Origin of the sequence: Caballeronia sp. EK (assembly GCF_014384845.1) — a bacterium.
Classification (GTDB): domain Bacteria; phylum Pseudomonadota; class Gammaproteobacteria; order Burkholderiales; family Burkholderiaceae; genus Caballeronia; species Caballeronia jiangsuensis.
The window spans coordinates 20,262-43,430 of record NZ_JACSUE010000022.1; the positions used below are offsets into that span (position 1 = coordinate 20,262).

At 62.8% G+C, this 23,169-nt stretch carries 24 protein-coding genes; 11 read left to right on the forward strand and 13 right to left on the reverse strand.

Annotated features, from left to right (window positions below; genetic code table 11):
• Positions 1-67: 67 nt before the first annotated feature.
• Positions 68-649, reverse strand: coding sequence for a TIGR01841 family phasin (phaP, locus tag IAG25_RS36590; RefSeq protein ID WP_187609224.1), 582 nt, complete (start codon positions 647-649; stop codon positions 68-70).
• A gap of 81 nt (positions 650-730) precedes the next feature.
• Positions 731-2,464 (reverse strand): M57 family metalloprotease, encoded by a 1,734-nt coding sequence (locus IAG25_RS36595; protein ID WP_187609225.1) that lies wholly within the window; start codon positions 2,462-2,464, stop codon positions 731-733.
• 391 nt (positions 2,465-2,855) lie between these two features.
• Between IAG25_RS36595 and IAG25_RS36600 the strand changes: the two genes are divergently transcribed.
• From IAG25_RS36600 to IAG25_RS36610, 3 genes are all read left to right on the forward strand, one after another.
• Entirely contained in the window at positions 2,856-3,059 is a 204-nt protein-coding gene (locus tag IAG25_RS36600) for a cold-shock protein (protein WP_035499088.1), read from the forward strand.
• Between the two features lie 177 nt (positions 3,060-3,236).
• A complete protein-coding gene (locus tag IAG25_RS36605) occupies positions 3,237-3,455 on the forward strand; it encodes a hypothetical protein (protein WP_035499089.1) in 219 nt (72 codons plus the stop codon).
• A 221-nt stretch (positions 3,456-3,676) separates the two neighbouring features.
• On the forward strand, positions 3,677-4,675 hold the full coding sequence (locus IAG25_RS36610) for a S1 family peptidase (RefSeq protein WP_187609226.1): 999 nt from the start codon (positions 3,677-3,679) through the stop codon (positions 4,673-4,675).
• Here IAG25_RS36610 and rpoD read toward each other — a convergent pair.
• From rpoD to IAG25_RS36625, 3 genes are all read right to left on the reverse strand, one after another.
• Complete coding sequence (gene rpoD, locus IAG25_RS36615) at positions 4,672-6,594, reverse strand: RNA polymerase sigma factor RpoD (protein ID WP_187609227.1); 1,923 nt, start codon at positions 6,592-6,594, stop codon at positions 4,672-4,674. The genes IAG25_RS36610 and rpoD overlap by 4 nt on opposite strands.
• A 99-nt stretch (positions 6,595-6,693) precedes the next feature.
• On the reverse strand, positions 6,694-6,909 hold the full coding sequence (locus tag IAG25_RS36620; protein WP_035499201.1) for a hypothetical protein: 216 nt from the start codon (positions 6,907-6,909) through the stop codon (positions 6,694-6,696).
• A gap of 64 nt (positions 6,910-6,973) precedes the next feature.
• A complete protein-coding gene (locus IAG25_RS36625) occupies positions 6,974-7,255 on the reverse strand; it encodes a hypothetical protein (protein WP_187609228.1) in 282 nt (93 codons plus the stop codon).
• 475 nt (positions 7,256-7,730) lie between these two features.
• On the opposite strand from IAG25_RS36625, the gene IAG25_RS36630 reads away from it, so the two are divergent.
• Entirely contained in the window at positions 7,731-7,994 is a 264-nt protein-coding gene (locus tag IAG25_RS36630) for a hypothetical protein (protein WP_187609229.1), read from the forward strand.
• A gap of 37 nt (positions 7,995-8,031) precedes the next feature.
• Here the strand turns inward: IAG25_RS36630 and IAG25_RS36635 are convergent, their stop codons facing one another.
• Positions 8,032-8,697, reverse strand: coding sequence for a TetR/AcrR family transcriptional regulator (locus IAG25_RS36635; protein WP_187609230.1), 666 nt, complete (start codon positions 8,695-8,697; stop codon positions 8,032-8,034).
• A gap of 179 nt (positions 8,698-8,876) precedes the next feature.
• Here IAG25_RS36635 and IAG25_RS36640 point away from each other — a divergent pair, with 179 nt between their 5' ends.
• The 4 genes from IAG25_RS36640 to IAG25_RS36655 all read left to right on the forward strand — a co-directional run bounded on the left by IAG25_RS36640 (position 8,877) and on the right by IAG25_RS36655 (position 14,414).
• Positions 8,877-10,004: an HlyD family secretion protein gene (locus IAG25_RS36640; protein WP_187609231.1), complete on the forward strand. Its 1,128-nt coding sequence runs from the start codon at positions 8,877-8,879 to the stop codon at positions 10,002-10,004.
• Positions 9,997-11,562 (forward strand): MDR family MFS transporter, encoded by a 1,566-nt coding sequence (locus IAG25_RS36645; RefSeq protein ID WP_187609232.1) that lies wholly within the window; start codon positions 9,997-9,999, stop codon positions 11,560-11,562. Before IAG25_RS36640 ends, IAG25_RS36645 begins: the two co-directional genes overlap by 8 nt.
• Positions 11,563-11,566: 4 nt before the next feature.
• Positions 11,567-13,066 carry an efflux transporter outer membrane subunit gene (locus IAG25_RS36650; RefSeq protein ID WP_255504229.1) on the forward strand — a complete coding sequence of 500 codons (1,500 nt, stop codon included), beginning with the start codon at positions 11,567-11,569 and terminating at the stop codon, positions 13,064-13,066.
• A 385-nt stretch (positions 13,067-13,451) separates the two neighbouring features.
• On the forward strand, positions 13,452-14,414 hold the full coding sequence (locus tag IAG25_RS36655; RefSeq protein ID WP_187609233.1) for an alpha/beta hydrolase family protein: 963 nt from the start codon (positions 13,452-13,454) through the stop codon (positions 14,412-14,414).
• A gap of 12 nt (positions 14,415-14,426) precedes the next feature.
• Here IAG25_RS36655 and IAG25_RS36660 read toward each other — a convergent pair whose 3' ends face one another.
• The 6 genes from IAG25_RS36660 to IAG25_RS36685 form a co-directional block, all read right to left on the reverse strand.
• Positions 14,427-15,176: an IclR family transcriptional regulator gene (locus tag IAG25_RS36660; RefSeq protein WP_187609234.1), complete on the reverse strand. Its 750-nt coding sequence runs from the start codon at positions 15,174-15,176 to the stop codon at positions 14,427-14,429.
• 18 nt (positions 15,177-15,194) lie between these two features.
• On the reverse strand, positions 15,195-15,947 hold the full coding sequence (locus IAG25_RS36665) for an amino acid ABC transporter ATP-binding protein (RefSeq protein WP_035499103.1): 753 nt from the start codon (positions 15,945-15,947) through the stop codon (positions 15,195-15,197).
• On the reverse strand, positions 15,944-16,588 hold the full coding sequence (locus IAG25_RS36670) for an amino acid ABC transporter permease (protein WP_187609235.1): 645 nt from the start codon (positions 16,586-16,588) through the stop codon (positions 15,944-15,946). The genes IAG25_RS36665 and IAG25_RS36670 overlap by 4 nt, the downstream gene beginning before the upstream one ends.
• Before the next feature lie 21 nt (positions 16,589-16,609).
• Positions 16,610-17,326: an amino acid ABC transporter permease gene (locus tag IAG25_RS36675; RefSeq protein ID WP_035499107.1), complete on the reverse strand. Its 717-nt coding sequence runs from the start codon at positions 17,324-17,326 to the stop codon at positions 16,610-16,612.
• Positions 17,327-17,377: 51 nt separating this feature from the next.
• Complete coding sequence (locus IAG25_RS36680; RefSeq protein WP_187609236.1) at positions 17,378-18,220, reverse strand: ABC transporter substrate-binding protein; 843 nt, start codon at positions 18,218-18,220, stop codon at positions 17,378-17,380.
• Between the two features lie 280 nt (positions 18,221-18,500).
• Positions 18,501-18,764 (reverse strand): DUF4148 domain-containing protein, encoded by a 264-nt coding sequence (locus IAG25_RS36685; protein WP_187609277.1) that lies wholly within the window; start codon positions 18,762-18,764, stop codon positions 18,501-18,503.
• A 191-nt stretch (positions 18,765-18,955) separates the two neighbouring features.
• On the opposite strand from IAG25_RS36685, the gene IAG25_RS36690 reads away from it, so the two are divergent.
• The 3 genes from IAG25_RS36690 to IAG25_RS36700 all read left to right on the forward strand — a co-directional run bounded on the left by IAG25_RS36690 (position 18,956) and on the right by IAG25_RS36700 (position 21,204).
• Positions 18,956-19,405, forward strand: a complete 450-nt coding sequence (locus IAG25_RS36690; protein WP_187609237.1) for a YaiI/YqxD family protein — start codon at positions 18,956-18,958, stop codon at positions 19,403-19,405.
• A 124-nt stretch (positions 19,406-19,529) separates the two neighbouring features.
• On the forward strand, positions 19,530-20,303 hold the full coding sequence (locus IAG25_RS36695; RefSeq protein WP_187609238.1) for an alpha/beta fold hydrolase: 774 nt from the start codon (positions 19,530-19,532) through the stop codon (positions 20,301-20,303).
• A gap of 13 nt (positions 20,304-20,316) precedes the next feature.
• Positions 20,317-21,204 (forward strand): alpha/beta fold hydrolase, encoded by an 888-nt coding sequence (locus tag IAG25_RS36700; protein WP_187609239.1) that lies wholly within the window; start codon positions 20,317-20,319, stop codon positions 21,202-21,204.
• A 7-nt stretch (positions 21,205-21,211) separates the two neighbouring features.
• Here IAG25_RS36700 and IAG25_RS36705 read toward each other — a convergent pair whose 3' ends face one another.
• Positions 21,212-23,152 (reverse strand): AMP-binding protein, encoded by a 1,941-nt coding sequence (locus tag IAG25_RS36705; RefSeq protein ID WP_187609240.1) that lies wholly within the window; start codon positions 23,150-23,152, stop codon positions 21,212-21,214.
• Between the last annotated feature and the right edge of the window lie 17 nt (positions 23,153-23,169).

Consider the following 23,169-nt stretch of genomic DNA (forward strand, 5'->3'; position numbering starts at 1 on the left):
GAATAAAAAACCCGCGTGATGCGGGTTTCGAAAGTCAACAGTGGCACGTCAGGGCTGACGGCACGGATTAGCGCTTCGCGTCGGCCTTGGCAGCACGCACAGCCTTCTCGGATGACTCGATCGCCTCGACGCCTGCATCCGCGAGATCGGTCGATGCCTCGGCGGCACTCGATAGCAGTCCGACAACCTCTTGCGAAGCATCTTCGGTCGCCTTCTTCAGTCCGAAGCCGAACTGCTCGATCGGGCCACGCGCTTCGTTGAGAATGTCCGTCTGCGTCGCACGAACGATCTGCCAGAAATGCCTCGTATAAGCGGCCGCCTTTTCGGGCGTCTCGGCCAGCAGAGTCGATTGCCAGCTCAGGAAATCGGCCGGTTTTGCCTGCGGGCCGGCCTTGGCAACGGCCGTGCTCTCTTCGAAGACGGTCTTGGCCGTCTGCACGTTCAGCTCAGCAAGTTGCTGAAGCCCGCTCGCATACCGCTTTGCAACATTCACGAGGACCTGGAAACTTGCTGCCGGGTAGACAAACGTTTGATTCGCAAAAGAAGAAGGAAACATTGTTGCTCCTGAGTTCAGCTTCGTAGAAAAAGCTGTATTTATGACCGAGCGCGATTTTGCTGCACCGCAATATAGAGACCCATCATACGGCACTTTCGGCTGTCGTCAAGTGAGCATTCGTGTTTTCCTCACCGTGTTATCGGTGGTGCGGATTCCTCCTTTATGTCCTACGAATCAACGCGTCACCACCACGAAGGGCGCGACGCCGCTCGACACCGTACCGCTCGTGAACGACCGCAGCCCGAGGTCGGTGCTCCGATATTTTCCGTCCGCCCGCTGCTTCAGTTGATTGACGGACCACGTGTCACTCCGCTCCAGGAGAACGGACCCGGATGTCGGATCGAATTGCATGTATCCCACGAGGATCGGCGATGTCAGCAACGTCGTCTTCGCTCTGCTCGCCACGTCATAGAGGATGATCGCGCTCGGGCTCGTCGCATTGTCATCGGCGAAAAGAAGCTGCCCGTTACCGATTGCCGTGAGGAATTTCGGCTTCTTTTCCGGCAGATCGGTCAGCACGCGCCAGATGCCGCTCTCCAGATCCATTTCCGTCAGACTGCCCGCGGCTGCAAACGACGCGAAGGTCACGAAATAGGCCTTTTTCGCATCGGCGGTTACGGTGAATTCATCGTTCATCGTGCTCGACGCCGAACCCGCCGGATAACCGCCCACGATAAACCCGCTGGCCGCCTCGATGCGAAGCACTTCCAGCTTCGTCCCCGGCGCGTTCGCGAGCGCGAAGAGGTATTGATCGTCATTCTTCGCCGTTACCAGCTTGATGAGGCTGTAGTCCTCGGGCAGCACCATCTTTCTGAGCAGCGCCCCCGAGTCGGTGTCGATGACGCTGATGACATTCCTGTTCGACAGATAGACCTGCTTCCCATCCGACGCGGGCTGGAAGCTATAACCCGTGGAAGTCGTCAGCAGCGGCCCGATGGGCGTGACGTGCAGCACCTTGTTGGTCGCGGTATCGATCGTGGCGAGATCGAGCGATGTCGGACTTCTTTCCAGAAGCACGTGCAGCCGCTTTCCGTCGACGCTGGCGAACATTTGATCGACCTGCTTGTAGTCGCCCGTCAATGAAAGATCGATCGATGCCTTCGCTGTGCGCGAAGCGAAATCGTACGCGGTGACCTGAGCCGGAGCCTGGGCGCGCGTCAACGTGTACACGGTTTCGCTGACCCGGGGAGGTCCGTAGTACTTCTGCACCATTTCGATGTCGGTGGCGCTTAGCTTGCCGTCGCCGTTCCAGTTGGGATTGCAGTAGTTCATGATCGATGCGAGATCCCAATTGCCGATCATCGTATCGCCCGAGGTGCCTTGCGCGGGCTCGTTGCATGTCGAAGGCGTGTCGGGCCGGTTCTGCTCGTGCGCGAAGCCCAGCGCGTGGCCGAATTCATGCGCGGCAACCCGGCGAATGCAATATTCCTCGCGTCCCTGGCAACTCGGGCTCCAGTTCCTGAAGGTGAAGTCGAGCGCCATGCCGCCTGCGACGTTGTTCAGCATCGCGCCCAGGCCGACGGTATGCGGTCCGCTCGCTGCAATGTCCTCGACGGTGATCCGCACGCCGTAGTAGTTCGGATCGTTCGTGCATTGCCGCCATCCGGTAAACCGCACGCCTGAATTCTGCTCCCAGGTTTCCTGAACCGCGAGGCGGCTCCAGTTCCGTTCTGCGGAGTATCGCGCGAAATCGGCGTTGTTCATGTTCCAGCAAACGCCGATGGGAACGCGGTCCCAGATGACCGTCGACAACGCGTAACCCTTGGTTGCGGCTTCCTGCTGCGCCGCTGGCTGACCAGTCGCGCTCTTTCCGTTTGTGACCGCTGCATCGGAGCCGGCGTCGCCGCCGCATCCGGTAATCAATACTCCTGAAGATATCGCCAGAACCAGCCCTCGTATCCTTCTCATTCTCTTCTCCATTTTTCGAGACCATGCAGGCTTGCGCATGGCGGAAGGAAATATATTTTCAGCGCGTATTCAGACCGGAGGCTCCATTACGAATTATTTCCGCAAGCTTCTGCCCGGCTGCGTGCGGACGTCAATCATTAATTATCCGAATTGTCGGATGAGGAAGCGCAGCGCCGCCGCGGGGCGTGGCCGGAGCGCCTTCCCGTCACGTATCCGCACTAAAACCGACTAATAGTTGACCATTTCGTACGGGTTTGGTATGATTGCAGCCGAAGTTCAAGAAGTCGACTGCTGCTCATCAATAGTCCGTTTTAGTGCCGGAATTCGTTGTCCACTCCCTCCTTGATGCTTCTCTCGTTCAACACCCACATCAGATTCTCAAGGATTTTTCATGGATAACGGCATCGTTAAATGGTTCAATGACACCAAGGGCTTCGGCTTCATTACCCCGGATAACGGCGGCGATGATCTGTTCGCGCACTTCTCCGAAATTCGCGCCGACGGTTTCAAGACCCTGGTCGAAGGTCAGAAGGTGAGCTTCGAAACGAAGCGCGGCCCGAAGGGCATGCAAGCCTCGAACATCAAGCCGCTCTAATCGCAGCGTCACGGGGTCCGTTGTGCGGATCCCGTTCCCCTCTGGTTTTTCCGCTTCCCTCCCTCACCCCCTTCATTGCCGCACGTCCCGACATCGCTCGGTGATATATCGCGCGCACTCTTTTCTCATTCGTTGCGTTTGAACGTAAGTATCAGCGCCCAAAAAATATAAAACCTAATGGCATCCATTCAGAGTTATCACGGTTATGCGGTACAAGCGACCGCACACCGCCTGCCGGACCGGACGTTTTCGGCAAACGTGTCTGTAGACCGCAAAAATATTCGTTCTTCCGAATCGCAGTACACCTTTTATTCCGTCGGCTATTTCTCGAAAGAGGTCGAGGCCATCGCTTACGCGCATCGCTGGGCGAAGGACTGGATCGACACCCGGGGATAGTGCATGACCGAGGCGCAAGCGCATCGCGACCCGGTCTCCTTCACGTAGCCCGAAATGCCTTGACCGCTTTGGGCGAGGTGCGTATGGTGGATTCACGCTCGAGGCGGTATTCGATCCGCATCTTCCCGGCGACCGCCGCGCCTGAAGCGACCCATGTTTTTAAGCGGTCGCGTGGACAACGGTGACGCTGCAAAATTTCGCGTCACCAGGACACCACCGCAATGCATACGACCGAGTTCTATCGCAGCTCGAACGGCGACAGATGGCTCCTTAGCGATGGCGCGAATGCCGTTGTCCGGCACGTGCCAAACGAGGCGTCCGGCGGTTCTGTTTCGGACAAACCCGTCGCGGAATTCCTGTCGGAAAACAGCCTGCACGATCAGTATCCGCAGCACGACGCGTTGCGAATCTTCCTCGCGGGAAACAACGCCAACCCGAATTTGCCCAACGAGCCCGACGCCGCGCGCAAGCCCACGGTCGAAGCCCTCTTGCTCACCGCCGTGCGGGTGCGCACGTTCGTGCAAACACGTCATCTCACCAACGCGAGCGGCTTTTTCTTCGCGCGCGGAGAGCTCCTCTTTCTCGTCACGAGCCGTCATGTGCTGGTGGATGCGGCCAGCCAGCATTTCCCCGATCGCATCGAAATCGAGCTGCATGTGGATCGCGACAATCTGGGCGCGTCGGCGTGGGCGTCGCTGCCGCTATACAACGCGGGCATGAGCCTGTGGCGTCAGGCATCGGATACGGGCGGCGAGATCGATGTCGCCGTGCTCGAAGTCCCCCGCCATCAGTTGCCGCTCACGGCCGTGTTCGCCGCGTTTCGTCCCGAACATCTTCCCGCATCCAGCGACGCAATGCCGATTGGCGCTTCCGTGCTGATCGTCGGCTTTCCGCTAGGCTTTCACGACTCGCTGCATCATCTGCCGGTGGTGAGACAAGGCATCATCGCGTCCGCGTTCGGGTTGCGGTTTCAGGGCAAAGGCTGCTTCATCACCGATGCGCGCACGCACCGTGGCACGAGCGGCGCGCCCGTCGTGATAAGCCATCATCCGGCCGATGAAAGTGCCGCGTCGTGCGCGCTTCCGTGGCGGCTGCTCGGCATACATTCATCGACCATCGACATGACCACGCGCGATCTGCACGTGGACGAATCGCTCGGCCTCAACAGCGCCTGGTACGCCGATGTCCTCATGAGCCTCACGGAAAACCGACTCGATTAGTGATCGAGAAACGAGCGCAGTTTATCCGCGCGCCGCGGATGCATCAATTTGCGGATGGCCTGACTCTCGATCTGCCGGATCCGTTCGCGCGACACACCCAGATGCGTGCCTAGCTCGCCGAGCGTGAATTCGCTCAGCATATCGATGCCGAAGCGCATGCGCAAAACGCGTGCTTCGCGCGGCGTGAGCGCGCTCAACGCATCGTCGATGGCAACGCGCAAGCTGGCGCGCACGACGGCATCGAGCGGCGATTCCGCGTTCGAATCCTCGATCAGGTCGCCGAGCGTCGCATCGGCGTCATCGTTCGCCGGTGTTTCGAGCGAGATCAGGCGCATCGCCATTTTCTGAATGCTGCCGATGCGCGCCTCGGGCAACTCCATGCGCTCGGCTAGAACCGCGGGCTGCGCGGGCTTGCCGGTCTGCTGCAGAATCTCGCTTGAAATGCGGTTGAGCTTGTTGATCGTCTCGACCATATGCACAGGCACGCGAATCGTGCGCGCCTGGTCCGCGACCGCACGCGTGACCGCCTGACGAACCCACCACGTCGCGTACGTCGAGAATTTCCAGCCGCGCCTGTATTCGAACTTGTCGACGGCCTTCATCAAGCCGATGTTGCCCTCTTGAACGAGGTCGAGAAAGTGAACGCCGCGATTCACGTATTTCTTGGCGATCGAGATCACGAGGCGCAGATTGGCTTCGATCATCTCGTTCTTCGCGTGCCGCATGCGGGATTCGGCCGCGAGCAGTTGGCGGCCGATTTGCTTCAGGCGCTGAACCGGCATCGCGGCGTGCCGCTCGATATCGATCAGACGGCTTTGCTCGGCCTGAATGGCGGGCAGGCTGCGTTCCAGCGATGCACCATAGTCGCGCGATGTCGCCGCGGTTTTCGCGGTCCAGTCGAGATCGGTCTCGTGACCCGGAAACGATGCGATGAACTGCTCGCGCGGCATGCCGCACCGGTCGATGGCAATGCCGGAAATTCGCCGCTCGATCTGACGCACGTGCACCAGCCGCTGCTGGATGTCGTTGCAGGCGCGGTCCACCGTGCGCGTCGTGAAGCGCACGCGCGCAAGCTCCTTTCGAATGGTGTCGTGAGCGCCCGGAACACCGGTCGCGCCCGCTTCGCGCAATTGATCGACGCATTCTTCCACCCGCGCGAAGAGCGCGAGTGCGTCGTCCTTGAGCTGCGTCAGCCGCAAGCGGTTCGCTTCGTCCTCGGCCTCGGGATCGCGTTCATCGTCGGCACGCTCGGGTTTATCGATCTCCGACGGCATCGTCTGGTCATCGATACCGTCGATCAGTTCATCGATGCCAAGCTCGTTCTCCGCGACCTGCCGCGCGCTCGCGAGGATCATCGAGATCGTAGGGGGACAGGCCGCGATGGCCTGAATCATCTCGTTGATGCTCTCTTCGATCCGCTGCGCAATTTTCACTTCGGCCGCGCGCGTCAGCAGTTGCTTAGCACCCATCTCGCGCATGTACATGCGCACGGGATCGGTCGTGCGGCCGAATTCGGCATCGACAGTCGAGAGCGCGACTTCCGCGTCTTCTTCCGATTGATCATCGAGCGCGACAACCGGGACTGCGTCGCCGAGCAACAGCGTTTCGGTATCGGGAACCTGTTCGTAGACCGCCACGCCCATTTCGAGGAACGTGCGCGAAACATCATCGAGCACGGACGGCTGCGCGAGATCGCCAGGTAAATGATCGTTGATTTGCGCATGCGTGACGAAGCCTTGATCCCTGGCCACACGGATCAACGCGCGTACCGCACGCTGCTGCTCGTCGGCGCGTCGCTGCCGGTCTGGTTGCAATGCATCTGCAACGGCCGGCTTGCCCTTTTTCGCTGTAGCGACGCGGACATTCTGCGCGTCCGTGCCCAGATCTTCAGTGCTTTCTTTTCGACGTGAACCGGCCATCCTCGCTCCACAATCAGCTTCTTTTGCCAATGTGAGACGTTAGGAGGCGCGGCGGCCTGCGCAGACGAAATCACGGCATGTCAATCTACCGAGGTCGATTCAACCGAACCGGACTTCAAGCCACTGGCGCGCCCAGTTCGCCGCGAACGCGACGGCGTCGTCACGGCGGTCGAAGCCGGCAAGGTCGCCACTGACGAAGACATCCATTACGCTGCCGTCCGCACGGTCGGCGCAGATGCGTGCATGCGCCATATATTCGCCATCGGCGCGGCGCGGCGTCGGATCGATGCGAATGTTGCGGGTATCGGCTTGCATCATGCTTCCCCTTGCCGTTTGCGACGGCAGGTCATCGTCGGCGCTGCGAAGCGTGTTCGTAGCGCTAGTCAAGGAACGTCCGCGCCTGCGGGCACTTGTCGATCATCTGCTCGGCGTATGCGATCGATGCGCGACGCGCGTCGCCTGCGCTCTGAAACGGCTCGCCCGCGCTGATCTTGAATACACGGCTGCGCGACATACCCATTTCCGCCGATGGTTCCTGAATACGCACGGCAGCATCGAATCCATCGTCCTGGCTGTATGCGCGACTGGCGCCGGCCGGCCGATGCGAAAAGACGAGCGGGCATATTTCCAGGCCACGATATAGGCGGTTTTCGACTGTCATCAAATGATCTCGGACCGCGCACAGGCGGCAGTGTAGTAAGGGGGCGTAGAGCAGTATCGGCAAGGTGACACGATCGACCGCGTTGCACGGTCTCCGATCTGAGGCTGATCCCGTTCGGGGCCGGCGCTTGAGCGCTATCGGATGCTACGAATTGATTGCCACTCGCTGGATTCATCCATCCTACGCGGTTTAGGGATTTTGTATAGCGAAATTTTTACGAAATAAACCGTTACCGCCGACGTCTCTTCACGACAAAACAGGCGGGCGCGCCGCGAAAGTCCTTTCCACCCGACTCGACCCGCTGCTGAGCGGATGACGCTTATTTTCGCCACTCCTTGCACGCGGAATGAACTCGTTATGCGATCGCCTGCCAAATCGCTGAAGTCAGGTACATGCGTTGCGTCCGTTTGTCCATTAGCACGCTTGCCGGGCGCATCGCGCACTTCAACGCTTCGCCAATAATATCGAGGCATGCATGAAAGTCGGCATCATCACACACGTGAATTGCCCTTGCGGGCATCGCGGCTCGATTGTGGAACGCATCTACGACGATGGACAGTCACACTGGTATCGGGCCACGCTGGAAGGCCTGTCGGACACTGGTCACTACCAAGGCGCCGACCGCCTCTTCGCCGATAACACGCCTGCATGTGAAGCGTGCGGCCGTTCGCTGTCTCCGGACGATGTCGATTCGAGCGAGTTCATGACACGGCAGATTCGCAAGCACGCGGAAGTTTGATTTACATCGGATTCCGAATTCTCGTGTTATCCGGGCGTCACTTGAGAACCGCCGCCTCCACCGCCGCCAGATACGCGGCCAGTGCCCGCTTGACTTCGCGCAGATAGCGGCGCGCCAACTGCACGTCGCCCATCGCCGGACGCAACTTGACGGCCAGCGCGCCGCCCGCGAGCGCATGGAGCATCTCCACGTAGAGTTCGCGCTCGGACGCCTTCACGCCGGGCATGCGTGCATCGATTACCTTTCTCATCATGCCGGACTTGCGCTTCTTCTTCGCCTCGTCGTGCGGCATGACCGACATCAGGATCAGAAAGTCGGTCTTGCGCTCGAAGTATTCGATATGCGGCGTCATGATGCGATCGATCACCGCTTCCGCCGATAATCCCCGCCACGTTTCGCTATCGATCCGTCCGAGCTCGTCTTCGAGTTCGTCGAGCGCCGCCGCGTGACGATCCCACAACGCGGCTAGCAGGCTGTCGCGATCCGGAAAGAAGTGATACATCGAGCCGATCGGCGTCTGGGCGCGCCGGGCGACGCCGTGCATCGTCACGCCCTCAAGACCTTTCTCCACGATCAGCTCAGCGGTCGCGTCGAGCACGGCCTCGATGCGCGCCCGCCCGCGCGCCTGCAGCGGCGAACGCGCAGTGCTGCCGCGCTCCTGATCTTGCAACTCGCTTTCGTTGTCGGCACGAGGCTTTTTCATCGTCTCTCCTGGCACGGGCGAAACTAGACGCGATCGTCTAGATTCGTGCATACTAGACGCCATCGTCTAGTTTGGCGAGCGCGCCGCGTGTATCGAACATGCAGCAAACGCGCTCACCGTCTCGTATTCATCGAAGACTACCGCACGCAGGCGGTAGCGCAAGCAATCCCGGAGAAATCATGTCAGTCACAGCGCCCACGCACGGCGACCAATCCGCTGACGCCGCCCAAGGAAAAACGTCACGCAAGCGCGTGCTGATCGCGATCGGCATCGTCGCGGTCGTCGCCGGCGTTGCGTGGGGCCTGCGCTGGTGGACCGTCGGCCGCTTCGTCGAAACCACCGACGACGCCTATCTCAAGGCCGACAGCGTGACCATCGCGCCCAAGGTGAGCGGCTACATCACGGAAGTGCTGGTCGAAGACAATCAGTCCGTCGCGGCAGGCGCACCGCTCGCGCGCCTCGATACGCGGCAGTATCAGGCATCGCTCGATCAGGCGAAAGCGACGCTCGACGCGCGCGCCGCCGATATCCAGCGCGCCGAGGCCGAGCTGAAGCAGCAGCACGCGAACGCCGAACAGGCGAAGGCGCAGGCCGACGTGTCGCGCGTGAGTCTCGCGCATGCGGAGGACGACGTGACGCGCTATCGTCCGCTCGTCGCGACCGGCGCGGAAACCGCCGAGCGCCTTGCGAGCCTCGTGTCGACACGCGATCAGGCGCGCGCCACGCTCGCCGCGAATCTCGCCGCCGCGCGCTCCGCCACGATGCAGATCGGCGCGACCGAAGCGCAGATCGCGCAGGCCCGCGCGCAGATGGAAGCGGCGCAGGCGCAGCTCAACCAGTCGAAGCTCGATCTCGACGACACGACGCTCGTGAGTCCGGTCGCGGGCCGCGTGGGCGACCGCACGATGCGCGTCGGCCAGTACGTGCAACCCGGCACGCGGCTGATGACGGTCGTGCCGGTCCAGTCGCTGTATCTCGAAGCGAACTTCAAGGAAACGCAAGTGGGCCGCATGCGTATCGGCCAGCCGGCGACGCTGCACGTCGATGCGCTCAAGGGCACGGATCTGCACGGCGTCGTCGAGAGCTTCGCGCCCGGCACCGGCGCGCAGTTCGCGCTGCTGCCGCCCGAGAACGCGACCGGCAACTTCACGAAGATCGTGCAGCGCGTGCCGGTGCGCATTCGCGTCGATACCGGTCCGGAAACGCGCAAGGTGCTGCTGCCGGGATTGTCGGTGACGGTCGATGTCGATACCAAAGCCGCCACCGACGACAGCAAGCGCGTCGCCGCCGAGAATCGCCATGACTGAAGCGCACGCACGCGCGAGCGCCGTCGACTGGATCGCGGTCACGGCCGGCGCGCTCGGCGCGCTGATGGCCACGCTCGATATCTCCATCACCAACTCCGCGCTGCCGCAGATCCAGGGCGAGATCGGCGCGACCGGCACCGAAGGCACCTGGATCTCGACCGGCTACCTGATGTCGGAAATCGTGATGATCCCGCTCGCCGCGTGGCTCACGCGCGTGTTCGGCCTGCGCAATTTCCTGCTCGGCAACGCGGTGCTGTTCACGCTGTTCTCGGTCATGTGCGGCCTCTCCACCTCGTTGCCGATGATGGTCGCGGGCCGCATCGGCCAGGGCTTCACCGGCGGCGCGATGATCCCGACCGCACAGACCATCATCCGCACGCGGCTGCCGCGCGAGCAGATGCCGGTTGGCATGACGATCTTCGGTCTGATCGTGCTGCTCGGGCCGCTGCTCGGCCCCGTGCTCGGCGGCTGGCTCGCGGAGAATATCTCGTGGTCGTGGTGCTTCTTCGTGAACGTGCCGGTGGGCATCGCGCTCGTCGCGCTGCTCATCACCGGGCTGCCGGCCGAGAAGTCGCACTGGGAGGCGTTCCTGAAAGCCGACTGGATCGGCATCGCGGGACTGGCGATCGGTCTGAGCTCACTCACCGTCGTGCTGGAAGAAGGCCAGCGCAATCAATGGTTCGAATCGGGCGAGATCGTGATGCTCACCTGCGTCACCGCGTTCGGCTTTCTGTTGATCGCCCTTTCGCAGTTCGTCGCGAAGAAGCCGATCGTGCGGCTCTCGCTCTTGCGCAATCCGCGCTACGCGAGCGTGATCCTGATCGTGTTCGCGGTGGGCGCGGGGCTTTATTGCGTATCGTTTTTGCTGCCGCAGTTCCTGAGCATCGTCGCGGGCTACAACGCGTTGCAGTCCGGCGCGATCATGCTCGTGTCGGGCGTGCCCGCGTTTCTCATCATGCCGGTGCTGCCGCGTCTGCTCGGCAAGGTGGATTTTCGCGTGCTCGTCATCACCGGACTGCTGTTCTTCGCGGCGAGCTGCCTGCTCGATATCTCGCTCACCGCGCAGAGCGTCGGGCACGATTTCTTCTGGTCGCAAATCCTGCGCGGCTTCGGCCAGATGCTCGCGATGATGCCGCTCAATCAGGCGTCGATGGCCGCGGTATCACGCGAGGAATCCGGCGATGCCGCCGGCCTCTACAACATGGCGCGCAACCTCGGCGGCTCGGTGGGCCTCGCGATCCTCGGCACCGTGATCGATCGCCGCAACGATTTTCATACGGCGGCGATCCGCGAATCGCTGACGGCGAACTCCGTGATCGGTCAGGAGCGCATGGCTGCGAGCACGGCGAGCTTCGCGGCGCAGGGCGGCGACATCGCCCACGCGAAGATGCAGGCGCTCGGCCAGTTGTCGATGCAGATCGGCCAGCAGGCCATCGTCATGACCTACTCCGAAACCTTTTACGTGCTGGCCATCGCACTGCTCGCGTGTCTGCCGCTCGCGCTTCTACTCAAGACGCCGCGCGCACAGGCCGGCGAGATGCCGTCCGCCGGCCACTGATGTCATGAATCATTCGACGATGTTTCCTTCCCGCTTCACCTGTCTGCTTCCGTTGGCCGCACTAGTGCTCGCCGCGTGCACGGTCGGCCCCGACTATCACGGCGCGCCGGAAGTCGCGCCCGACGCCGCGAAGAGCGGCGCGTTCGTGCGCGCCCCGGCGCAGGGCGTCGTCGCGACGCACGCGCCCGCTACATGGTGGCAGGCGCTCGACGATCAGCAACTGAACACGTTGATCGATGCCGCGTTCGCGCACAATCCCGACCTCAAGATGGCACGGGCGCGTCTGCGTCAGTCGCGCTCGCAACTGAGCGGACAGCGCGCCAACGAGTTGCCCAAGGTGTCGGCTTCGGCGGCGGCGCTGCGCACGCGTTCGCCGGATACGTCGATCTTCGGTTCGTCGTCGGGCGATCAGGGCGCGCCGGCATCGAGCGGACGCGGTCCCGTCGATTTCTATACCGTGGGCTTCGACGCCTCCTGGGAAATCGATCTCTTCGGCGGCACGCGCCGCGCGATCGAAGCGGCATCGGACGAAGCCGACGCCGTAGACGCGGATCTTTTCGACGCGCGCGTGTCGCTCGCGGCGGAAGTGGCCTCGGTGTACATCGACTTGCGCGATCAGCAGGAACGGCTCGCGCTCGCCGAACACACGGCCGAGTATCAGCAGGAGATGCTCACGCTCACCGAGCAGCGCCGCGCGCGCGGCACGGCGGCGGAAGTCGATGTCGAACGCCTCACCACGCAGGTCGATACGACGCGCGCGACGCTCGTACCGTTACAGGTGCAGATCACCGATTCGCTCGATCAGCTCGCCGTGCTGACCGGCCGCACGCCCGGCGCGCTCGATGCGGAACTCGGCGCGCGTGCGCCGCTGCCCGCGCTGCCGTCGTCGGTGCCGATCGGCGATCCGGCAACGATGCTGCAACAGCGCCCCGATATCCGCGCCGCCGAACGGCGTCTCGCGTCGAGCAATGCGCAGATCGGCGAGCACGTCGCGGACTATTTCCCGAAGGTGTCCTTGCTCGGCGATATCGGCTTTTCGGCGTCGAACCCGGGCCATTTGCTGCGCAAGCAGAATTTCTCGTGGGTCGGCGTGCCGTATCTGCAATGGAATCTGTTCGACTTCGGGCGCACGGCGGCGAATGTCGATGCCGCCGAAGCGATGCGCGACGAAGCCGAAGCGCGCTATGAGAAGACCGTGCTCGGCGCGCTGAAGGACGCCAATTCGTCGTTGTCGCGATACGGCAATCAGCGTGAACATGTGGTGCGGCTTCAGCAGGTTCAGGGATCGGCGGAGCGATCGGCCACGCTCGTGCGACAGCGTTACACGGCGGGTGTATCGACGCTCATCGATCTGCTCGATGCGCAGCGCACGCAGTTCGCCGCGCAACAGGACGTGGTGGCCGCGCAGGCTGAATTGCTGAAGGATTTCGTGTCGCTACAGAAGAGTCTGGGCTTGGGATGGGAGTCGTCGAGCGCGGCCGTGTCGGTGGCGCGAGTGCCCTGAAGCGTCGCATCGGAAAAAAAGAGCCCCGTCAGTATCCGCGACGGGGCTCTTTGCTTTCAGCGGCGCAACGCGCTTACTTGCAGTGGCGTTCCCAGTGATGATGCACGCGCACCTTGTGGCAGACCGGTTCATGATGATGCGAAGCAGCGAAAGCCGGAGCGACCGAAAAAAATGCCATGCCAGCGGCCAATACGGCGAGAACAGCCTTTTTCATGAGTTCGTTGTCTTGGAGATGAAAGAGGCACGATCGTAACAGCGTGAGTTTACGAGTACCTGTCCGTGGTCCGGCATGACGTAAAAGCGCTTCGGCGATGCGGCATCGTCCGTTTGTGAATGCTCTAACATCAGCCATTCCTTCGGCGAACGGACGAGGAGCCCGACCGTCATGAGATTCGCTGCCGTCACCGCGTTTGCGCTCGTTCTCGCGCTTCTTGCCGCGCCGTCTTTCGCCGCCGATGTCGGTTTCGAGGAAGTCAGGATCGCCAACGGCGCGGAACCGCCGCTGATCGTCGGAATCTGGTATCCCACCGAAGCACCGGCCTCGGGCGACCCTGCGCGGACGACGATCGCGGGCAATGGGTTATCGCTGATCGTGATGTCGCACGGTGGTGGCGGCTCGTATGACAGCCACTACGATACCGCCATCGCGCTGGCTCATGCGGGCTTCGTCGCAGCGGCGGTGAGCCACGCGGGTGACACGTTCGACGACCAGACACACGTTCTGGAGATATGGCGTCGTCCGGTCCAGCTTCACCGCCTCATCGACTACATGCTCGCACAGTGGAGCGGCCGCGAGCATCTCGATCGGGCGCGCATCGGTGCATTCGGTTTCTCGAACGGCGGCTTCACCGTGCTCGTGGCCGCTGGCGGCGTGCCGAATCTCTCCGCGATCGCGCCGTACTGCCGAGCGCATCCGGATCACGACTTATGCCAGGCGCTTCAACATGCCGGCGTCGATCCCGATGTCGGCGCGAACGTGCCCGCCGACGCCTGGGTGCCGGACGCCCGCATCAAGGCGGCGGTCATCGCGGCTCCGGCTTTCGGGTTCACTTTCGGACACGCGGGCCTGAAGGACGTGCGCATCCCGATCCAGCTCTGGCGAGCCGCCGACGATCATCATCAGCCGAACCCTTTCTATGACGAAGCGGTGCGCGCGAACCTGCCGCAAGCGCCGGAGTATCACGTCATCGCTAATGCTGGACACTACGACTTCCTGCCGCCCTGTAGCGCGCGCCTGATGCGCAAGGCGCCAGCCATCTGCACGAGCGCGCCAGGCTTCGACCGGTCGGCGTTCCATGAACGCTTCAACGCCGACATAGTGCGCTTCTTCGACGCAAAGCTGCGATAGGAAGCAGATGCACTATCGCTGCGACAGCGCGTTCGCGGACTGCAACAGATCGTCGAGCATCGCTTGCCGCCGTTGCGGATCGGTATCGCGACCCGTCATGAAGCACAGCGCCGCGATCGGCATGCCGGCGCGATCGCGCACGGGCGCCGCCATGCACAGGCGAAACGCGTTCGACAATCCTTCCGTGCAGCAATAGCCCAGATCCTTCGCGCGCTGGACATCGCGCATGAATTCATCGAAGTCGATATGCACGCCGTTATCGAGCGTGAAGTCCTCGCGCGGAATCAATGCGCCGATTTCCCCGGCGTTCATGTGACCGAGCAGCAGGCGTCCGGTCGCGGTCCACGGAATCGGCACTCGCACGCCGATGTCCGAGCTGATGTTGAACGGGCGCGCGCTGTTCTCGGACAGCACCACGGTGTACTTGTTCCCCTCCAGCATGCACAACTGGGTGGTCTCGTCGTACTTGCGCACCAGCGCGAGAATCGACTGATGCGCGCGGCTGATCAGGTCGTTGTGCGTGGCGTAATCGGAGCCGTAATAGTGCATCTCGCGTCCGAAGAACACGCTTCCATCGGCGGAAGTTTCGAGCCAGCCGACTTCCGCGAGTATCGCGACCAGCTCGTAGATGCTCGAACGCGGCGCGCCGGTCGCTTCGATCAACTCGCGCATCGTCATCGGGCGCTGCGCGAGATGCAATTGCCGAAACATCGCAATGACCCGGTCCACGCCTCTCGCTCGCGACGATTCTGTAACTGCCATGCATTCACTCCGTATGCGTCAATGGTCGAGCACGCGATGCAGGAACTGCCGGGTGCGCTCGTTCGATGGATTCACGAAGATCTGTTCCGGCTCGCCCTGCTCCGCGATCACGCCCTTGTCCATGAAGACGACGCGATCCGCCGTCTTGCGCGCGAACCCCATTTCGTGCGTGACGACGACCATCGTCATGCCGTCGCGAGCGAGTCCGCGCATCACTTCGGTGACTTCGCCGACGAGTTCGGGATCGAGCGCCGATGTCGCTTCATCGAAGAACATGATGCCCGGCTCGACGGCGAGCGCCCGCGCGATCGCGACGCGCTGCTGCTGTCCGCCGGACAACTGGCTCGGGTAATGATCGGCGCGATCCGCGAGGCCGACGCGATCGAGCACGTCCATTGCGCGCTTGCGGGCATCGGCGGGATTCATCTTGCGCGCCTTGATCAGCGCGAGCGTAACGTTGCCGAGCGCGGTCTTGTGCGGAAACAGATTGAACTGCTGGAACACCATGCCCACGTGACCGCGAATGTCGCGTGCGCGCTTCGGGTCGTGCATCGGCACGTCATTGACCCACACTTCGCCGGAATCCGTCGTTTCCAGTCCCGCCATGATGCGCAGCACCGTGCTCTTGCCCGAGCCCGATGCGCCGATGAGCACGAGCACTTCGCCCGCACGCACTTCGAGATTGATCTCGTTGAGCACGCGCGTCGCGCCGAATGCTTTACTGACGCCCGAGAGCGAAATGACGGGCTTGGTCTGGCTTTGATTGCTCACGACAGTCTCCTGCGGTCATGGTGGCGCACCCACTGCGAAAGCGGGAAGCACACGACGAAATAGATGAGTGCGACGAGTCCGTATATCTCGACCGGCTTGCCGATGCGATCGACGATCGCCTGCCCGCCGTGCATCAGTTCCGACATGCCGATCATGCTGACGATCGACGTGTCCTTGATGAGCGAAAGATACTGGCCGATGAGCGGCGGCAGCACGATCCTGCCGGTCTGCGGCAACACGACGAACGCGAACGCCTGCATCCGCGACAGACCGAGAATCTGCGAGACTTCCCATTGGCCTTTCGCCACCGACTCGATCCCGGAACGGAACACTTCGGCGATATACGCGCCCTGATAGACGGAGAGGCCGATCACCCCGGCGGCGAACACATCGATCGCATAACCGAAGTAAGAGACGCCGAAGTAGATGAACATCAGCGTGATCAGCACGGGCGTACCGCGAAACAGCTCGGTATAAAGGCGTGCGATGCGATCCGTGCCCCACGGTCCGAACGTTCGCAACACGGCGGCAATCAGGCCGATCAGCGTGCCGCCGACGATCGACGCGATAGACAACAGCAGCGTCGTCACGAGACCTTGCAGCAGGATCGACAGACTGGTTCTCAGCAATTCAATTGACATGATCCAACTCCGATTCGGTCATCAGGCGCGGTTGGCGCGGCGCAGCGCGAGACCGCCGAAGCGCGCGCGCGGCCGGACGATCAGCGGCGGATGAAACATCCGGGCGCCGAGCTGCCCCGCGATCCACGACAGCACGTTGCTCAGCACCAGATACGCGACGAGCACGACCGCGAACGTCTGGATGTAGAGCAGCGTGCGCGAGTTGATCACGGTCGCGGTGCCGGTGAGTTCGGGCAACGCGATCGCGGACAACAGCGACGTGCCGAGCAACAGTTGGATCAGGTAATTGACGATCGCCGGATAGACCGCGCGCGCGGCCTGCGGCAATACGATCTCCGTGAAAATCTGGCCGCGTTCGAGGCCGAGAATGCCCGCGGCTTCGAGCTGTCCGCGCGGCACCGACTGAATGCCCGCGCGAAACACTTCCGACAGATAAGCGCCGACGTTGAGCCCCAGCGCGATCACGCCGGCCCAGTACGCATCGAGCGAAATTCCCGCCGACGGCAAGCCGAAGAACACGATGAATATCTGCAGGAGAACCGGCGTATTGCGGATGATCTCGACGTAAGCCCGGGCGATGAACCGGATCACGCCGAGCGGCGACATGCTGGCCAGCGCCGTCAGCAGACCGAGCAACACCGCCAGCACGAACGCGAGAAGCGTCACTTGCAGCGTCAGCCAGCCCGCTTTCAGGAACTCGGGGACATAGCCCCACAAGGTTAGCCACTCGTAACTCATTTCAGCCTCCGCATCGTGCCGGTTTCATGCGATATCGACATCACGCCTTCCTCAGAACTGCGGGTTGAGCGGATAACGCGGATCGACGCCGAACCACTTCTTGTAGAGCTGCGCGTTGAGCTTCGACGCGTTGATGTTGAAGAGGAACAGATTCAGGTAATTGAGCCACGCCTGATCGCCCGCCTTCACGCCGAAGCTGTTGTATTCGAGCGGCACGAGGGCTTCGTTCGTCACGGTCAGTTCGGGGTCGAGCGTCGCCTGATACGCGAGGAAGTTGTTGTCCTCGATCATCGCGTCGGCCTGACCTTGCTTCACGGCGAGAATCGCGGCCTGCGAGCTGTCGTATTCCTGGATCTTGATCGGAATGTTCAGCGATCGGACTTCATCGCCGTTGGTCGAGCCTTTCACGGTCGCGATCGTACGGTTGCCCATGTCCTTCACGGACTGAATGCCGCTGCTCTTCTTCACGAGCAGCGCTTCACTCGCGACGACGTACGGCGTCGTGAATTCGATGACCTTCGCGCGTTCCAGATTGCGCGTGAAATTGCAGAACACGACATCGACCTTGCTCGTCTGCAGGTTCGGAATCCGGTTCGCGCTCGTCGTGTTCACCACTTCGAGTTTCACGCCCATCTGTTTGGCGAGCTCCTTGGCGAGATCGACGTCATAGCCATCGGGCTGACCGGCCTTGTCGTAGAACCCGAACGGCGCGAAGGTCAGGCAGTCGCCGACACGCAAGGTCCCGCGCTGAAGCACCGCCTGAAGCGTCGAAGCGGAACCTGCTGCCGCGCCGCCTTCGGCCGGCGTGGAAACCTTGGTACATGCGGACAGCGCCAGCGCCCCGGCGATGACGAACAGCGAGACAGTTCTGGCGCCTATGTTCGAGAGTTTCATTTGCAGGTCCTGTTCTTGAGGAAGGAAATGACGGAACCGGTTCCAGACTCGTTCCGCATCGGAAATGGGGTTGTCGCTCGTTGTCCGGTATATCGGACAGGCATCTGACTAATCGGAATGCAATGCAGTGTTGGATAAGAGAATTCCGCGCGCAAGCCGCCCGAACCCTAATTGCACGGATTTTTTTGTTCGGATACAGGCGAGTTAGCACGCACGTGCGCAACCATCACGGCGTTCCGTGATGGCGTTCATGCCCTGTGCGATGACTTCGGCTGCGAAACTACTGGCTCGCGCCCGCCCCGATCCCCGCCTTCTTCTGAGCGTTCTGCAAATCCTGGGGATAGTTGGGATCGTTCGCGCGGCCCGGGTTGTAGCCCGCGTCTTCGAGCTTCTTCAGCTCGGCGTTCTTCTTGGCGCGCGCCTGCTTGCGGGCGGCCTTCTTTTCCGCTTTCGTCGTGGGTGCCGCTTGCGTCGCGTCAGTGGCGGTCGAACCGGTATCCTGAGCATAGGTAAGCGGAGTCGCGGATGCGCCCACAACGCCCATGATGAGTGACACAGCAATGCTTGCCAGCTTCGTTCTCACGGTGATTCTCCGTTCTGGAGGAGATGCGTTTCACGAAAGTATAGGGCGTTCGGGTCCACGCTGCGTCGCCGGAAGTCATCATGCGATACTCGTCGCGCCGCCCTGCCCGCTTCCATTCGCGACGGCGGCTTAACATTCCGGGATACCAACCGATGCAAATCATCGTCGATGCCGACGCCTGCCCCGCCGTCGTGAAAGATATCCTGTTTCGTGCAGGCCCGCGCATGAACGTGAACGTCACGCTGGTCGCCAATCAGTTCCTTCGCACGCCGCCCTCGCCCTGGATACGCGCGATTCAGGTGCCGGCCGGTTTCGACGTGGCCGATGCGCGCATCGTCGAGATGGCGCAAACGGGCGATCTCATCATCACGGCGGACATCCCGCTCGCCGCCGCGGTGATCGCGAAGGGCGCGTTCGCGCTCGATCCTCGCGGCGAATGGATGAGCACGGAGAACATCGAGGAACGGCTGTCGATCCGCGCGATGATGGACCAGTTGCGCAGCTCCGGTGTCCAGACGGGCGGCCCCGCGCCGTATGCGCCGCGCGACGGCAAGAACTTCGCCGCGCAACTCGACCGCTTCCTCGCGAAGAACGCGCGATAGCCACGCCTCGCCCTTCCGAAATACGGAACAACGCATCGATCGACGTTGACGCTTCGCGCGCCCGCGATGACATTGAGTGTTGACCGATAGAAAGGAGACGGCGCGAACCGCGCGCAGCGAAGTCATGAACGTTTCAAGTCATATGCCCGAATCGGCGCGCTGGTGGAAAAGCCACGACGGCGTTCGTCTCGCCGGCGATGCATGGGGCGATCCCAGCGCTGTCCCGGTCATCCTGCTGCACGGCGCGGGGCAGACGCGGAACGCCTGGCATCGCACGGGACGGCTGCTCGCGGATGCGGGCTATCACGCCATCGCGTTCGATACGCGCGGTCACGGCGATTCGGACTGGCCCGTGGACGGCAACTACAGCCAGAGCGCGATGGTGCGCGATCTCGAATGCATCGTGACATCGCTGGGTGCTCGACAGCCCGTGTTGATCGGCGCGGCCACCGGCGGCGCGACGAGCCTGCTCGCCGTGGGCGAGAATTACGTCGATGCCCGCGCGCTGATTCTCGTCAACATCGCGCCGCAGACGGAAGCCGGCGGCGTCGCGCGTGTGCAGTCGTTCATGCGGCAACGATCGCCGGAAGACTGCGACCCGTATTTCGTCGCGTGGCCGCGAGACATGGCGCGGCGGCATCGGCGGCTCAGCGCGTGCGCGCGCAAGCTCGCGGTGCCCACGCTGCTGATGCGCGGCGAGCGTTCGGATGTCATCAGCGAGGAAGGCGCGAGCGAATTTCTCAAGCTGTGTCCGCACGCCGAATACCTCACCGTGCGCGATGCGGGTCATCGCGTCGGAAAAGGCAATGACATATTCGGCGATGCGGCGCTGCGCTTCATCGAGCGCCGCGCGTGCGCCGAGCGGCCACGCGCGCGACGTCTCTACGAATGCGCATGAAAAAGGAACGACGATGAGCGCAGGAACCCGACTCGCGGGCGCACCGCAACCGACGCACATGTGGACCGGACCATCGGGCATCGCGCTCGCCGCCGATACGTGGGGCGACCCGGACGGCCCGCTCGTCATCCTGCTGCATGGCGGCGGCCAGACACGTCACGCGTGGGGCGAGACGGGCGCGCGGCTCGGCGAGGCCGGCTATTTCGCCGTCGCCTACGACGCACGCGGACACGGCGATTCGGGCTGGAGCCCGGACGGCGACTACAGCCTCGACGCGCTCGCGCAGGATCTGCAATGCGTGATTAGCGCGGTGAACGGCGCGCGACCCGTGCTCGTCGGCGCATCGCTGGGCGGCGCGACGAGCCTCGTCGCAATGGGCGAGCGCCTCGTCGATGCGAGCGCGCTGATCCTTGTCGATATCGTGCCGTACACCGAGCCCGCGGGCGTCGACCGGATTCGCGCTTTCATGCGGCAGCGTCCGGAAGGCTTCGATTCGCTCGAAGCGGTCGCGGACGCCATCAGCGAATATCGACCGTCGCAATCGCGCCGTCGCAATCCGGAGGGTCTTGCGAAGAACGTGCGGCTCGGCGACGACGGGCGTTATCGCTGGCACTGGGACCCGCGCTTCATCGAACGCCCGCTCGATATTCGCGGACGCCACGAACGGCTGTCGGCGTGTGCGCGCGCATTATCGGCGCCGACTTTGCTCGTTCGCGGCGCAAGCTCCGATGTCGTCAGCGAGCAAGGCGTGCGCGAGTTTCTCGCGCTGTGCCCGCACGCGGATCATGTGAACGTCGCGGAAGCGGGGCATATGGTGGCGGGCGATCGCAACGACCGGTTCGGGCGCGTCGCGATCGATTTTCTGCTGCGCAACGTGCCGGTCCGGGACCGGCACGGCTGAAGCGCGTTCAGGACTGCGCGGCGCGGCGAATCATGTCGATGGCCGCCGGATTGTCGAGCGACGAAAGATCGCCCGGCGAACGCCCGCAATACACGCTGCGAATCACGCGCCGCATGATCTTCGAGCTGCGGGTCTTCGGCAACTGCTCGACGACATGCAGCGCCGACGGACGGAACGGCCTTCCGAGCCGCGTATCCACGTGGCGCGCGACGGTCTGCTCCAGTTCCTTCTGCGACACGGGCGCGCCCGCCATCGGAATGACGAACACCACGAGCTTTTGCCCTTTGACGGCATCGTCCACGCCGATCGCGGCGGCCTCGGCAATCTCCGGCAATTCGAGCAGCACTTCCTCGATTTCCGCCGGCCCGACGCGTTTGCCCGCAAGCTTGATGGTGTCATCGGAACGGCCGAGCATGAACCAGTGGCCGTCCTCGCGATGCATCGCGAGATCGCCGTGCACCCAGATGCCGGGCACCGTGCGCCAGTACGAATCGAGGTAACGCTCGTCGTCCTGCCAGAACGATTGCGTCATGCCGACGAACGGCGCGCGCACCGCGAGTTCGCCGATCGCGCCGACGAGCGTGTGTCCGTCTACATCGACGACATCCACGGCCACGCCCGGTGAACTCGTGTTGAATCCGCTCGGCACGATAGGCTTCACGACCACGCTCGACAGCAACGCGCCCGACACTTCCGTGCCGCCCGTGTAATTGATGACGGGGCGCTCGCCTCTGCCGAATGCGCGCTGAAACCAGACGAAGTGTTCCGGATCGATGCCCTCGCCCGCCGTGATGAGCAAGCGCACGGACGACACGTCGCCCTGCATCGCCACGTCGGCGTTGGCCGCGAGACCGCGAATGAGCGTCGGCGCCGAGCCGAAATGCGTGATGCGATGCCGCTCGATCAGACGCGACATGCGCGACCAGTCCGGAAAATCCGGCGCGCCGTCGTAGCAGACGAGCGTCGCGCCGCGCAGCAACGCGCTCGACATCACGAGGCTGCCCGCGATCCAGCCCATGTCGGCGGGCCAGCAGAACACATCGCCGGGCTTCACGTTGAAGTGAATCGCCGAATCGTGCGCAATCTTCATCGGAAAGCCGCCGTGCGTGTGCACCGCGCCCTTGGGCTTGCCCGTCGTGCCCGACGTGTAGATCACCATGAACGGATCGCCGGATGCCATCACTTCGGGCGCAGCATCCCGCGCCGCCGACGCGACCGCCGACCAGTCGACCACATTGCCGCGAAAGCCACGCGCTTCGTTGCCGTCCTTCCAGATCAGCGTGTCGATATCGGGCAGGCGCGTGAGCGCTTCATCGACGAGCGCGCGCGCATCGACCCATTTGCCGCGCCGCGCAAAACCCGTCGTCGCGATGAGCGCGCGCGCCGTGCACGACGAGAGGCGCGAGACGATCGCATCGACGCCGAAGCCGCTGAAAAGTGGCACCGCAATGGCGCCGATCCACGACAGGCCGAGCATCATCACGGTGGCTTCGATGCCGTTTTCCATCAACAGGCCGACGCGATCGCCGCGTCTCACGCCCTGCGCCCGGAGGCCCGCCGCGAACGATGCGACACGCGCCTTCAGCTCGCTGAACGTGACGTTGCGCACCGAGCCGTCTTCGCGTTCCGCGACGACCGCGAGCCGTTCGGCGGTGGACGGATCGTCCGCCCACCTGAGCACGGAGTTGACCCAGTTGAGCTTGCCGCCGTCGAACCATTTCGGGAATTCCTTTCCCGCTGAGAGATCCGCATACGCGCGATACGGCTCGTCCCACACGATGCCGCAGTAATCGAGCACGGTCTTCCAGTAGCGGTCCGGCTCCGCGCTCGCGCAGGCCAGCAGCGCGTCGTAGTCCTGCACGCCGAGCCGTTCGATCAGCGCATTCACGTTCGACGTCGCGATGTCTTCGGCGCTCGGCCGCCACGCACTTTTCTGATGATCGTTCATTGCAATTCCATACCGAT

Excerpts from the sequence above, each read along its gene's own strand:
- IAG25_RS36595 (WP_187609225.1), bottom strand. The coding sequence starts at position 2,464 with ATGAGAAGGATACGAGGGCTGGTTCTGGCGATATCTTCAGGAGTATTG.
- IAG25_RS36600 (WP_035499088.1), top strand. The coding sequence starts at position 2,856 with ATGGATAACGGCATCGTTAAATGGTTCAATGACACCAAGGGCTTCGGC.
- IAG25_RS36605 (WP_035499089.1), top strand. The coding sequence starts at position 3,237 with ATGGCATCCATTCAGAGTTATCACGGTTATGCGGTACAAGCGACCGCA.
- IAG25_RS36610 (WP_187609226.1), top strand. The coding sequence starts at position 3,677 with ATGCATACGACCGAGTTCTATCGCAGCTCGAACGGCGACAGATGGCTC.
- rpoD (WP_187609227.1), bottom strand. The coding sequence starts at position 6,594 with ATGGCCGGTTCACGTCGAAAAGAAAGCACTGAAGATCTGGGCACGGAC.
- IAG25_RS36620 (WP_035499201.1), bottom strand. The coding sequence starts at position 6,909 with ATGCAAGCCGATACCCGCAACATTCGCATCGATCCGACGCCGCGCCGC.
- IAG25_RS36625 (WP_187609228.1), bottom strand. The coding sequence starts at position 7,255 with ATGACAGTCGAAAACCGCCTATATCGTGGCCTGGAAATATGCCCGCTC.
- IAG25_RS36630 (WP_187609229.1), top strand. The coding sequence starts at position 7,731 with ATGAAAGTCGGCATCATCACACACGTGAATTGCCCTTGCGGGCATCGC.
- IAG25_RS36635 (WP_187609230.1), bottom strand. The coding sequence starts at position 8,697 with ATGAAAAAGCCTCGTGCCGACAACGAAAGCGAGTTGCAAGATCAGGAG.
- IAG25_RS36640 (WP_187609231.1), top strand. The coding sequence starts at position 8,877 with ATGTCAGTCACAGCGCCCACGCACGGCGACCAATCCGCTGACGCCGCC.
- IAG25_RS36645 (WP_187609232.1), top strand. The coding sequence starts at position 9,997 with ATGACTGAAGCGCACGCACGCGCGAGCGCCGTCGACTGGATCGCGGTC.
- IAG25_RS36650 (WP_255504229.1), top strand. The coding sequence starts at position 11,567 with ATGAATCATTCGACGATGTTTCCTTCCCGCTTCACCTGTCTGCTTCCG.
- IAG25_RS36655 (WP_187609233.1), top strand. The coding sequence starts at position 13,452 with ATGAGATTCGCTGCCGTCACCGCGTTTGCGCTCGTTCTCGCGCTTCTT.
- IAG25_RS36660 (WP_187609234.1), bottom strand. The coding sequence starts at position 15,176 with ATGGCAGTTACAGAATCGTCGCGAGCGAGAGGCGTGGACCGGGTCATT.
- IAG25_RS36670 (WP_187609235.1), bottom strand. The coding sequence starts at position 16,588 with ATGTCAATTGAATTGCTGAGAACCAGTCTGTCGATCCTGCTGCAAGGT.
- IAG25_RS36675 (WP_035499107.1), bottom strand. The coding sequence starts at position 17,326 with ATGAGTTACGAGTGGCTAACCTTGTGGGGCTATGTCCCCGAGTTCCTG.
- IAG25_RS36680 (WP_187609236.1), bottom strand. The coding sequence starts at position 18,220 with ATGAAACTCTCGAACATAGGCGCCAGAACTGTCTCGCTGTTCGTCATC.
- IAG25_RS36685 (WP_187609277.1), bottom strand. The coding sequence starts at position 18,764 with ATGGGCGTTGTGGGCGCATCCGCGACTCCGCTTACCTATGCTCAGGAT.
- IAG25_RS36690 (WP_187609237.1), top strand. The coding sequence starts at position 18,956 with ATGCAAATCATCGTCGATGCCGACGCCTGCCCCGCCGTCGTGAAAGAT.
- IAG25_RS36695 (WP_187609238.1), top strand. The coding sequence starts at position 19,530 with ATGAACGTTTCAAGTCATATGCCCGAATCGGCGCGCTGGTGGAAAAGC.
- IAG25_RS36700 (WP_187609239.1), top strand. The coding sequence starts at position 20,317 with ATGAGCGCAGGAACCCGACTCGCGGGCGCACCGCAACCGACGCACATG.
- IAG25_RS36705 (WP_187609240.1), bottom strand. The coding sequence starts at position 23,152 with ATGAACGATCATCAGAAAAGTGCGTGGCGGCCGAGCGCCGAAGACATC.